This is a genomic window from Candidatus Paceibacterota bacterium (genome assembly GCA_040905715.1).
Lineage (GTDB): Bacteria > Patescibacteriota > Minisyncoccia > Phycocordibacterales > CSBR16-193 > JBBDHZ01.
In genome coordinates, this window is record JBBDRA010000003.1 from 83118 (window position 1) to 95611 (window position 12494).

Here is a 12494-nt window from a genome sequence, read left to right on the forward strand (position 1 = left end):
TATGGCTAGAACATGGTATTGTATTTTCTTATGCCATTTAGAAAAAAAACAAAAATTGTTGCAACGATAGGTCCGGTAAGTCAGGACGAAAAAACTCTCGAGAAATTAGCCAAGGCCGGAATGAATGTGGTGCGTTTAAATTTCTCTCACGGTGATTTTGAAGAACACCAGGGCAAGGTGGACGCAGCCCGTGCTGTCGAAAAAACGATCGGCCGACCGATCGCTATTCTCCAAGACCTCTCCGGTCCGAAGATCAGGATCGGAGATTTTTATAAAGAAAAGGTTGTACTCAAGAAGGGAAGCGAATTTACTCTTACAACTCAAAAGATCGTAGGCGATGAAACAAAGGCGCATGTGAACTATAAGTTGCTACCCAAGGAACTCGCTAAGGGTGACCAGGTATTACTTGATGATGGAAAAAAACGCCTCACCGTGGTTCGTACTACAAAAACAGATGTGGTCTGCAAGGTTGTCGTAGGCGGTGAAACAAAAGGTCGCCGTGGAGTTAATCTCCCGGGTGCAAATATTTCTATCGATGCTCTAACACCTAAAGACAAAAAAGATCTTGAATTCGGTATTACAAACGACGTTGATTTCATTGCGCTCTCATTTGTTCGTCGGCCGAAGGATGTGACAAAGCTCCGCACTATTCTCAAGAAGCGTGGTTCGGATGCGATGATCATCTCGAAGATCGAGACACAGGAAGCTATAACAAACATCGATGAGATCATTGAATTATCTGACGGTATCATGGTTGCCCGCGGTGACCTAGCTATCGAAGTGCCGGCTGAAAAAGTTCCGGAGTTGCAGAAAGAGATCATTGCTAAATGTAATCGTCTTGGTAAGCCGGTTATTACCGCCACTCAGATGCTTGAGAGCATGATCCACTCACCGGTACCGACACGCGCTGAGGTGTCCGACGTTGCTAATGCTATTTTTGACGGTACCGACGCGGTTATGCTCTCGGAGGAAACAACGCTTGGTGAATATCCGGTTGAGGCGGTCGAGACAATGGCCCGTGTTGCTCAAGAGGTGGAAAGTAATTATAAAGAGCGTTATGCACTAAACGGAGGCGTGGAAATTAGTACGACTGATGCCGTAACTACATCGGTTGTAGAAACATCTCACGATATAGATGCCACTCTTATTGTTGCGGCTACGCTAAAAGGATTCAGTGCTCGCATGCTCTCACGGCACAAGCCGCTTCCGCTGATCCTCTCGCTTACACCAAACAAGAAAACCTGGCACCAGCTCCAGTTGTCGTTTGGTGTCTTTCCGGTTCTCACAAAAGAGTTAACGTCGGTTGAAGATGTTTTTGACGCGGTACGAGTTCAGGCACCTAAGTTCAAGTTAGCAAAGAAAGGCGACAAGGTTGTCGTGGTTGCTGGTGTGCCGTTCTCTTCCAAGTCACCTATGGAGACGAACATGATGCTGGTGGAAACGGTATAAGAAATTTGGTACAGTTTTTCTGTCGCGAAGGGCACGTGGCGGAATTGGTAAGCAAAGCTTGCTCCGGCTGCGCTCAGGAAAAATAAAAGTAAACTTTTGTTTTCTCCTTCGCTTGTCGGAGTAAGCAAAGCTTCCTTGAACTGCGTTCAGACGGAACGAAAATAAATTTTCGACCGCTCCTCACTTGTTCAAGTAAGCAAAGCTTGCTCCGGCTGCGCTCGCGGATCATGCAAAAGCAAGCTTTTGCGCGATACCGCTCACTTGCCGGAGTAGACGCGTACCGCTTCTATATCTTTAAACATATATAGTTACAATAGTGTAGAGTAATATAGGTTCGCCGTGGTGGCGGAATTGGTAGACGCGTACGCTTCAGGAGCGTATGTCCTTACGGACATGGAGGTTCAAATCCTCTCCACGGCACCGGTACAAAGAGACAGTGCGGCTTTACAAAAAAACACCTGATCGATCAGGTGTTTTTTGTTGTGTAATAAGGTTCTATGTTAGCGCCTTTCAACCGTTCTTTCATTCGTAGCGTCCACTATAAAGTCTACGAGCTCTATCAGGAGCCATCCAATAATTGCGTAGATAAGGATGGCAAAGAGGGTCGAGAATTCTAAGATAAAGTTTGCTTCAACCACAGGCGTGGGAAACATTCCCTGGAACGGCACTAGCAACGGCTCGGTCATGCCGTATATCCAAGCCACAAAGCCGGCATTTGGATTGGCTCCAAGCAGTTTAAGTACTAACCGGAGACCAAGAAAGATCAGAACAAGGCCTATAATTATATTGATCAAGCGAAGGAGAACTATACGAGTTGTCATAATGAAGTAAAACTAAGAATAAATAATACATACTGCTTATTATATTAAGACAGGATAACCCCTGTATTTCTTTCAATAACAGGTTGTTGTCATATTTTAGAATTGTTTATACCACAATGTCTTGAAAATTTTACGGGCACTATCCTTTGTAGTATCATTTTGAAGTAATGAAGAAACGACCTCGAACAGTAGTCCGCTCGCAGGCAATGTATGATAAGTATGTGCAATACAAGGAGACTGCTCCAGAGGGGTGCCCGCTTTGCAAAGCTAATCCTATTAAAGAGTACAAGTACTGGAAACTCATTCCGAATGATTTCCCCTATGACGTGATCGCCCAAGAGCACTGCATGCTGATACCCAAAGACCATACCGGATTCTTTGAAGATCTCAGCGAGGCGGCAAAGAGTGAGTACTACGCGCTGCTCAAAAAACTCGATCACTTTGATTCGCTGTTCAATAACTTTCAAAAAAACCAGACGATCCCCGAGCATTTTCATGTGCATTTGATCACCTATAAATTAGCCCAGTAGCATAACTTCCTTATGAAACAGTACACCCACTATTTTAAAGATAAACACATCACCGTAATGGGTCTAGGGTTGCTGGGGCGCGGCGTGGGAGATGCTCGTTTTTTGGCTGAACAAGGGGCTAAGGTGTTGGTAACTGATCTCAAAACCGAAGACGAGTTACGGGAGAGTGTTGAGCAGTTAAAAGAATATGAGAATATCTCGTTCGTGCTCGGTGGGCACCGCGAAGAAGATTTTGCCGGTAAAGATGGAGAGAATGTGCCGGATATGGTGATCAAGGCTGCCGGCGTGCCGTTTGATTCGCCGTATGTTCAGGCAGCTCAAAATGCCGGCGTGTCGGTGACCATGTCGACAGCACTGTTCGCTAAGCTCACCCCGGCAACGATCATAGGCATAACCGGCACGCGGGGGAAGTCGACCGTTACTCATCTTGTTGCGGATATCCTCGAAGCATCGGGCAAGAATGTGTTTCGAGGAGGGAACGTACAAGGGGTTTCGACACTAGAGCATCTGCCGGAGAGTACCGAAGGGGAAGTTGCCGTGCTTGAGCTGGACTCGTGGCAGCTACAGGGATTCTCTGAGGAAAAGATATCTCCGCACATCGCTGTGTTCGCTACATTCAAGGCTGATCACATGAACTATTATACTTCAACCGGGCTCAGTACAGGCAAAGCGATGGATCGGTATCTCGAAGACAAGGCGAACATTTTTAAATATCAAACTGCTGATGATCTGTTGGTGCTGGGTGAGCAGTGTGCCGAGATCATCCAAGAGAAATATTCCAATATAAAAAGCAATGTCGGTATTGCTTCGGCGAACGATGTGCCGGATGACTGGTCGCTACCACTTCCCGGTGAGCATAACCGGTCGAACATTGCCTGTGCACTGAAAGCAGTAGAGTCATTTGATATACCAAGCGCAACAATCCGGCAGGCGGTAGAAAATTTCAAGAGCGTACCCGGTCGTCTTGAGAGTATTGGTCTAGTGAGTGGAGTGGAGGTGTACAACGACAACAACGCAACCACACCGGATGCAACCGTCGTCGCTCTCAGTGCACTTAGGAGCAAGGCGTCTAAGTCAGTGGTGTTGATCGCCGGCGGTGCGGACAAAGGGCTCGAGACCAATGAGCTACTCGAAGCAATTCAGAAATATTGTAGAACGGTTGTGTGGTTGCCGGGAACCGGGACAGATCGTATAAAAGATAGCGTTGAAGGCGTTGAAACATTTGAGGTTAAAAATATGCAGGAAGCGGTAGAAAAAGCCTTTGATAAAGCAGAGGAAACGGATACCGTGTTGTTCTCTCCGGCCTTTGCGTCGTTTGGGTTGTTTAAGAATGAATATGACCGTGGAGAAAAATTTTTACAGGAGATACAGGAGCTGTAGAAATGCCCGCCCGAGGCTGGTCAGCCTCTGCCTGAAATATCACCTGCGTCGTATAAATGTATTAAAAAACGGCTCGATCCTTGGATCGAGCCGTTTGATTTCCTTTTTGAGAAGGTCAGCAAGAGTCAGCCAGAGAAGACCAGTATGCCGTTGCGCCCGCTTGCGTTGCCATCCCGTCGATGCGAATGCCATTGGTGCGCACCCGTAGGGGAAAGATCGCTTGCGGTGCAAATGGTGTCGTATTCAGCACGTACGTTGTATTCCCTGAACTGTGCCTGCACCAGCGCACGCACATCGATACAGCCTTCCCTCCTTCGCCCCGGGATCAGGGTGTTGGTAACGAAGCTGCCCCAGCGGGTCTGGATGTAGTTCGTGAGAATTTCGTTAAAGGTGCCGTAATCGGCGCGGTCGAACGGGTGCTTGAACATCGAGGCGCGGATGCCGCAGACGCTGTGCGCCGAGAGATCTTCCGGTGAGCAGCCCGGGTAAGACGCGAATTGAGTCATCAGGCGTTGGACCACCGAGTCAAAGTCTCGGGACGATGAGGGTGCTCGGTGAAGGTTGTGGTCAACCAAGGAATTTCGTCCGGTGTGGAGCACGTATACTTCACCGGTTCGGTGGCACTTTACCACGGTCGTGTGGCAGTCTGCGGTCCGAAACAGTGCTCCTACCGTCGGCGAGTCAGGAGGAAGTATCACTCCGTCAGTCGCTACTCCTCGGTGAATGGTCACATTGCCGATCGAAATAGTTGGCTCAAACTCGTCGGCGGTAGTGATCCGGGTGTTGCTTTCGCTGAGATTGGGGACCAGGATGTCCGTGAGTCCGTTCTCTTCAGCGATCGCTTGAAGGGTCTCCAGGTCTGCTCGTGCGACGTTGCTCTCTCCGGTGGGGTCATCACCGATCCAGCGGTAGCGAAAGTCCAGTGGTTTTCCGTACAGCTGAATGTTGACATCTCCATGGACGCGCAGTCGCTTGGTCGGCTTGGTCTGTAGGGTTGGTGGCATAATACGCTCCTCAAAAAAGGTTCACTGAGTTCTACTGAGTAAGGACAGCTTGAAGGATTAAAGCACATTGAACTTCATGCGTCAATTTATCGTGCATATATTGTATGCATGGCAGGTGTGCTATAGTTGCGCTATGGAGAAAAAACACTACTATTTCATCGGCATCGGAGGCATCGGTATGAGCGCGCTGGCGCGAATGATGCTTAATGAAGGCCATACAGTAAGCGGGTCAGACCGGGCTCAGTCTAAGCTTACCGAAACCCTCGAGACCGAAGGAGTTTCTGTGGTATACGAGCAAAACGCTCAAAATATTACGGATGAGATCGATCAGGTGGTGTATACAATGGCGATCCCACAAGATCACCCGGAGCTTGCGGCTGCACGTGAAGGGGGACTGGTGACACTCTCATACCCCGAGATGCTCGGTGAGATCTCCAAGGACAAGTACACCATAGCGATCGCGGGTACGCACGGCAAAACAACCACAACAGCAATGGTGGCGCGTATTCTCATTGAAGCCGGATACGATCCGACAGTGATCGTCGGTAGCTTGCTTCGTAAAGGTTCGGTTGATACATCGACTGACACAGCTGAAAAAGAGCAGTGGGGTTCGAATTTTATTCCCGGCAAAAGCGACTATCTTGTTGTTGAAGCGTGCGAGTACAAGCGCTCATTTCTGCACTTGAATCCGAACGTGCTTATCATTACGAATATCGAGGAAGATCATCTCGACTACTATAAAAATCTAGCTGATATTCAGTCAGCGTTCGATAAGCTTGCGGAGAAGGTTCCCTCTGACGGCGCAATTATTTGTAACCCGCAGAGTACAAATGTGATGCCGGTTGTGGGACGGTATCGCGAGCACGTTGTTGATTACACACAAACACCGCTCGACGGGGTCACCTTGAGGGTTCCGGGCGAACATAATAAGGCAAATGCGCAAGCAGCGCTTTCAGCAGCTGCGACTCTCGGTGTGAAGGGCTCAGCAGCTCAAGATGCATTGAGTGGATTTGAAGGAACGTGGCGACGCTATGAATATAAAGGCGAGCAAAAAGTCGGGAAGGCTACCGGCGCTCTTTTCTATGATGATTACGCTCACCACCCAAGTGAGATCAAGACCACCCTCGCTGCATTTCGCGAGCAGTATCCTGACCGAAATCTGCGCATTATTTTCCAGCCTCACCTCTATTCGCGCACGTCTCAGCTACTCGATGCCTTTGCGGAAAGTTTTGAGCAAGCAGACGAAGTGATCGTGGCACCGATCTACGCCGCTCGAGAAGATCCCGCAGAAGGTGTAGACAATCACGCACTTACCGAGGCGATCGTGAAGCACGGTACTCCCGCGAATGTTCGCGCTCTTGATTCATTTGAAGCGATCGCCGAATATATCTCTGACTCACTTGAGCCGAGCGATCTAGTGGTCACCTTCGGCGCCGGCGATATCAGCGCTATTCACAGTCATTTTGTGTAGCCCTACGCAAGCGCTCTCTGCTATACTTGAGGTGTATTATTATGCTTAAGTTACCCTCTTCATCAACGCTCTATATCAGTAGTGCCTGTATTGTCATAGTAGGCGCTATTACTATGCTTATATTTGCTCCTCACTTAGAGCTTGGATCTATTGAGTACGATGCTTCCGAGGCTTCTGCGACAGGTGTGGTTTCTAGCGCAACAAGTACACAAGGAGAGAAAGAGAAGGAAGATGATCCGGTCGAGACCGTAGCGCATGTTGAGACACCTGATTCGGTCCGAGCGATCTATATGACCACCTGCGCCGCCTCTACACCAAGTTTCCGACAGCGCCTTACTGACTTGCTCAAAACAACCGAGGTTAACTCGATCGTGATCGATATCAAGGATTACTCCGGCGGGATCAGTTTCCCGGTGAATGACCCTGAGCTTAAGCCTGCGCAAGGGATCAATTGTTTCGTGCCGGACATGAAAGAGTTCATTGAGGAGCTTCACGAAATGGGCGTCTATGTTATCGGTCGCATCACGGTCTTTCAGGATCCGTTCTATGCCAGACGCAATCCGGACGTAGCGGTTCAGCGAGGAGACGGAAGTGTCTGGACAGACGGCAAAGGACTTAGCTTTACCGACCCGAGCGCGCGTCAGGTGTGGGAGTATACGATCACGCTTTCCCAGGAGTCGTATGCACTTGGATTTGATGAGCTGAACTATGACTACATTCGGTTCCCCTCTGACGGAAACATGAAGGACATCAAGTTTCCGGTCAGTGGCGACCGAGCCAAGGACGTAGTGATTGAAGAATTCTTTGCGTATTTGTTTGAGAAAGTAAATGACCCGGAAGTGTTCCCGAACGGCTCACCTGTCACCTCGGCTGATCTGTTCGGTATGGTAACAACGAATTACGATCATCTCGGTATTGGCCAGGTGCTGGAGCGAGCGATGCCGTACTTTGATTATATCGCCCCAATGGTTTACCCGAGCCACTATCCAAACGGCTTCAACGGTTGGGCGAATCCAAATCATTACCCGTACGAGATCATCAAATACACCATGAGCCGTGGAGCTGACCGAGCGGTGGCAACAACCACGAGTATTGCTTTTTCCGGCGCAAAACGGATCGGCACCAGCACACCTGCCGTGTATGAAAAGGAGGTGTACGACAAAGACAAGCTTCGTCCGTGGCTTCAAGATTTTGACTATGGTGGGGACTACGGACCCGACGAAGTTCGGGCACAGATCCAAGCAACCTACGACGCCGGGCTCGACAGCTGGATGTTGTGGGACCCGGGAAACTACTACACCCGCGAGGCGCTCAAATCAGCCAGTAGTTCAGGAGGAATGTGATACCGGTAAAATTTTTCTTACAGATACTGTTTGGTGTGATAAAATGCAGACATGAGTAATGAAGAGCGTGTAACGTACTTTGCGAAAACTGATTCACGCAATCGCCAAAAAACCTTCGGCATTAAAGCGAAGGACCGGAGCCGTCATGTCTATGTGATCGGAAAGACCGGCATGGGAAAGTCCACTCTGCTTGAGAACATGGCGATCCAGGACCTCCGCAATGGCGAGGGTATCGCTTTCATTGATCCGCACGGCAAGACCGCTGATCTCTTGCTGGACTATGTACCGGAAGAGCGTCTCGATGATGTGGTATATTTTGCCCCGTTCGACATGGAGCATCCGCTCTCTTTCAACGTGATGGAGGATGTCGGGGCTGATAAGCGCCACTTGGTAGCAAGTGGCTTGATGAGTAGTTTCAAAAAGATCTGGATAGACGCGTGGTCCGCACGAATGGAGTACATTTTAAATAACATTCTCTTAGCGCTTTTGGAGTACCCCGACTCAACCTTGATGGGAGTGAACCGAATGCTTGCTGATAAAGATTATCGAAAGAAGGTGGTAGAGAACGTCACTGACACCTCGGTCCGGGCGTTTTGGACCGATGAGTTTGCCAAGTACGGCGAGCGGTATATGCAGGAGGCCGGCGCCGCTATCCAGAACAAGATCGGTCAGTTTATTTCCAATCCGGTCATTCGCAATATCATTGGTCAGCCACATTCCAGTTTTGATCTGCGTCGGATCATGGATGAGCGTAAGATCGTGATCATTAACCTCTCCAAGGGGCGAGTCGGCGAGACGAACGCCAACCTCTTGGGCGGTATGCTTATCACCAAAATGTATCTCTCTGCCATGTCGCGCGCCGACACTGACCCGGAGACCATGGAGAAGTTGCCGAACTTCTATCTTTTTGTGGATGAGTTCCAGTCCTTCGCCAACGAGTCCTTTGCCGACATTCTCTCCGAGGCACGTAAGTACAAGCTGAACCTCACCATGGCTCACCAGTATATCGAGCAGATGGATGAGACCGTGCGCGCCGCGGTCTTTGGCAACGTCGGTACTATGATCACCTTCCGTGTGGGAGCATATGACGCTGAGTTCCTCGAGAAAGAATTCGAGCCGGTCTTTGATGCCAACGATCTGGTGAACCTCGGCTTTGCGCAGATCTATTTAAAGCTGATGATCGACGGTGTGTCCTCGCCGCCATTCTCAGCTATTACCTTGCCACCGTTAGAAGAAAAAGACACCTCGCACAGAAACGAGGTTATTGATGCGTCACGGGCGAACTATTCGAAGTCGCGCGAGGAGGTAGAAAAGTCTATTAACGAATGGCAAGGTATTCATGTGAAAGACTATGAAGAATCACCGGCGGATAAGCAGCAGAAGAAGAAACCCAAAAGGGACCAGCAGAAGGATCAGCAGAAAGACCCGTCAAAAGCACAAGGTACCGACCGGCAGCGAGGGGAAGCAAGACCGCAATCACAACACTCCGGGCACAGCAACGGGGCTTCTCAAAAGCCGGCGGAAGGAAAGAGTAGCGATGAGTTGCGTGCCGCGCTTGCAGCTATCAGCAAGCAGGTAAGTCAAGGTCAGAAGACAGATCAGACGACCAATCAGAAGGAAAATAAATCTAAACAAGAGAATAGTGCTTCTCGATCGGATCGGAAAAGACCACGAAAAGATACGTCCGGCACATCTCTCAAAGATGCGCTTAAAGAGCGAGGCCTGCTTGGTAGCAACGACTCAGCACCAAAGGAAAAAGAAGAAGTGAAAGAACAGCCGGACAAGAGCGAAAAAATGAACGAAAAGAAGAGCAAGGATGAAAGAGACAACAAAGAAAAAGATCAACAAGAGAGTATTCCGGAGGAAAAACCAAAAGAAAAGAAATTTCGAGAAGTCCCCCGAGAAGTCCTCGATGAGCTTCTTGGTGCTGACGAAGATGACCCAAAGAACGCAAAACGCTAATTATATACCGTTTGGATAATGTCTTGGAAGATCGCACAAACACTCATTCTTATTGCGATTTTCTCTGTGCCGGTGTTTTCACTCCAGGCAGATCATGCGATCAATATAAATACAGCGAGTGTGGAGATGCTCCAAGAGCTCACCGGTGTCGGAGAAGTAAAGGCCGGTGACATTGTTGCGTACAGAGATAATAATGGCCACTTTAGTTCGATCAGCGAGATTGAAGAAGTGAGCGGTATCGGCCCGGCAACCTTCAACGGTATAAAAGACCACATTACGGTAAGCGGTTCTTCCGATACTGATACAGACGACACTGATGACGACGATGATACAGATACCAAGGAGGAGGAAAACACCACGGACGACTCAAAGAGTGAAGAAGACGCAGAGAGAAGTAGTTCCAGCTCCGGCGGTAGCGATGACTACGAGAGCAAGATGGAGTCACCACTTTCGGTCTCGCTCGATCTCTCACCCTCTGTTGCTGTGGCCGGAGCCCCGGTAACCTTTATGGTCGATGCACGCATTGAAGAGAGTGAGGCAAACACAACTTCCTTTGATTGGAATCTGGGCGATGGTACCCAGGCACAGGGAAAGGAAGTGACGCATATCTATGCAGCTCCGGGTACGTACGTTGTGGTGATCAATGCTGAAACACGCACAAAAGAAGCGCGGATCAAAGAGACGATCACGGTCCACGAAGGAGGTGTATCGATACGTGACGTCTCGCTTTCTCCCGATGGGTCGATCACCCTCACCAACAATGACGTTCAGGAATATCTGCTGACCGGTTGGCATCTTTCAGCCGGTGGGCAGACATATACGATCCCCGACGATACATTCATAGCCGGAGGCAGCTCGATCACCTTGCCTTCGGTGGTTACCGGCCTGGAGCTTGCCCGGCCGGATGTCTCACTCTTGTATCCGAACGGCGATCTAGCCGATAAGTATAATACACAGGAGCCAAAACAGGCTGATGCCTCACAGACTAGATTAGAGACCAACCCAAGCAATTCAGCGCCTGTTCAGTCGGCAGCTGAGAATGCGGTTGCCGAAGAAGAAGACGGTGAAGCGGGTGATGAAGGAGGCGGGGAAGTACGAGGCACGACAAGCGTTGCCGCTTCGGTCTCGCTTTCTGATTCATCCGGCAAGCTCTGGCCGTGGCTTGCCGGCTTGCTTGGCGTCGTTGCGCTGGGTATACTCGGGTTTATCGTAGCAAAGCCCCAGGAGGGTCTTGAGGAAGGTCTTGTAGCCCAAGAGACAGCAGAAACAGAGATAGCAGCAGGTGATTCCGCTGATGATTACGAGATCTTAGAGAGTCTTCCTAACGACGAGAGGCAGAAACGAAACGTATGATCGAATCTCACTTTAAAGTACTTATCGTCGTTACCCGAGGAACAGTCGGCGGAGCCCAGACCTCTGTGTTCAACCTTGCCCGCCAACTCGCTCGAAGCCCTCAGGCAGACGTGACCGTCGGCTCCGGCGAGGGAGAGCACCTGGCACTGCGCTGCCGGGCCGCCGGTATTGAGCACGTTCGATTCGAATACTTACGCCGTAGCCTTAATCCGATCTACGCCGTGCGCTCGATCGCCGAGTTTGTGCGGCACTTTAATCAAGAGCAGTACGATGTTGTACACATCAACAGCTCAAATGCACTTTTTGCCGCCCTCGCCGCAAAACTCTCAAAGAAAAAACCATGGATCGTGTTTACATTCCGCGGTCTCTCGCTCCTCGACGAGCACTATGAGATGTCGAGCCTAAAGCGACGACTCTATATCTGGATATACCGGATCCTGCTCGCGTTCGTTGATGAGCCGGTCTTTGTGAGTTTTGAGAATTTCGAGACCGCCACGCGGATGGGGCTGGTTAAGGAAGGCGCCGGCACCGTGATCTACAACGGACTGGACCCTGAGGAGCTTGTCTTTGAAGATCGCTCTGAGGCCCGGCAGGCGCTCGCTGAGTTATCCGGCGCGAAGATAACCGACGAGACGTTTCTTATCGGATCGATCGGCCGACTGGCGTACCAGAAGAATTATGAGTTTTTGATAGATCAAATTGCTGATCTGTCGGGTAAGCATCCTTTACTCAAAGTTGTTATTATTGGCGATGGTCCTTTACATAAAACTATCCTTGGCCATATTCGGAGAGAAGGGCTTGAGCAAATAATATATTTGCCCGGCGAGATCCCTGAAGCTTCTCGTTATATGAGAGGTCTTGATCTTTTTGTTCTACCAAGCCGGTACGAGGGGCTTTCGGTCACCCTGATAGAGACGCTCTTTGCCGGGGTGTCGGTCCTTGCCTCGGATGTCGGTGGAGCGCGTGAGCAGTTCGAGCAAGCGCCGTTTCAGGTATATCCTTTGGATAACAGCGAAGAATTTCAGAAGCGTCTCTCGCGCTTGATCGAGCACGCGGATGTGCGGGCCGAGCTCGCCGAGGCAAACAAAAACCGCGCAAACGATTTTCACATCAGCAAAACCGCCGCCGGGTACCGGAGCGTGTATAATGAAGCACATAATACATCACGGTCGCAATCGTAG

Annotated in this window: 10 protein-coding genes and 1 tRNA gene; 9 read left to right on the forward strand and 2 right to left on the reverse strand. The window is 49.9% G+C overall.

Going from position 1 to position 12494, the window contains the following annotated elements:
* Positions 1-30 precede the first annotated feature (30 nt).
* A complete protein-coding gene (gene pyk / locus WD312_01510; GenBank protein ID MEX2563777.1) occupies positions 31-1449 on the forward strand; it encodes a pyruvate kinase in 1419 nt (472 codons plus the stop codon).
* Between the two features lie 336 nt (positions 1450-1785).
* Positions 1786-1869: transfer RNA gene (locus WD312_01515), tRNA-Leu, on the forward strand.
* 80 nt (positions 1870-1949) lie between these two features.
* On the opposite strand, the gene WD312_01520 is transcribed toward WD312_01515, so the two are convergent.
* Positions 1950-2270: a YggT family protein gene (locus WD312_01520; GenBank protein ID MEX2563778.1), complete on the reverse strand. Its 321-nt coding sequence runs from the start codon at positions 2268-2270 to the stop codon at positions 1950-1952.
* A 167-nt stretch (positions 2271-2437) separates the two neighbouring features.
* Between WD312_01520 and WD312_01525 the strand changes: the two genes are divergently transcribed.
* Together WD312_01525 and murD are read left to right on the forward strand one after the other, a co-directional pair.
* On the forward strand, positions 2438-2800 hold the full coding sequence (locus WD312_01525; protein ID MEX2563779.1) for a hypothetical protein: 363 nt from the start codon (positions 2438-2440) through the stop codon (positions 2798-2800).
* A gap of 12 nt (positions 2801-2812) precedes the next feature.
* Positions 2813-4180, forward strand: a complete 1368-nt coding sequence (murD, locus tag WD312_01530) for a UDP-N-acetylmuramoyl-L-alanine--D-glutamate ligase (protein ID MEX2563780.1) — start codon at positions 2813-2815, stop codon at positions 4178-4180.
* 125 nt (positions 4181-4305) lie between these two features.
* Here murD and WD312_01535 read toward each other — a convergent pair whose 3' ends face one another.
* Positions 4306-5184 (reverse strand): laccase domain-containing protein, encoded by an 879-nt coding sequence (locus WD312_01535; protein MEX2563781.1) that lies wholly within the window; start codon positions 5182-5184, stop codon positions 4306-4308.
* 133 nt (positions 5185-5317) lie between these two features.
* Here WD312_01535 and murC point away from each other — a divergent pair, with 133 nt between their 5' ends.
* The 5 genes from murC (at position 5318) to WD312_01560 (ending at position 12494) form a co-directional block, all read left to right on the forward strand.
* Positions 5318-6655: a UDP-N-acetylmuramate--L-alanine ligase gene (gene murC, locus WD312_01540; protein MEX2563782.1), complete on the forward strand. Its 1338-nt coding sequence runs from the start codon at positions 5318-5320 to the stop codon at positions 6653-6655.
* A 113-nt stretch (positions 6656-6768) separates the two neighbouring features.
* Positions 6769-7998, forward strand: a complete 1230-nt coding sequence (locus WD312_01545; GenBank protein ID MEX2563783.1) for a putative glycoside hydrolase — start codon at positions 6769-6771, stop codon at positions 7996-7998.
* Positions 7999-8049: 51 nt separating this feature from the next.
* Complete coding sequence (locus tag WD312_01550; GenBank protein MEX2563784.1) at positions 8050-9960, forward strand: type IV secretory system conjugative DNA transfer family protein; 1911 nt, start codon at positions 8050-8052, stop codon at positions 9958-9960.
* An 18-nt stretch (positions 9961-9978) separates the two neighbouring features.
* Positions 9979-11313: a helix-hairpin-helix domain-containing protein gene (locus WD312_01555; protein MEX2563785.1), complete on the forward strand. Its 1335-nt coding sequence runs from the start codon at positions 9979-9981 to the stop codon at positions 11311-11313.
* Positions 11310-12494 carry a glycosyltransferase gene (locus tag WD312_01560; GenBank protein MEX2563786.1) on the forward strand — a complete coding sequence of 395 codons (1185 nt, stop codon included), beginning with the start codon at positions 11310-11312 and terminating at the stop codon, positions 12492-12494. Before WD312_01555 ends, WD312_01560 begins: the two co-directional genes overlap by 4 nt.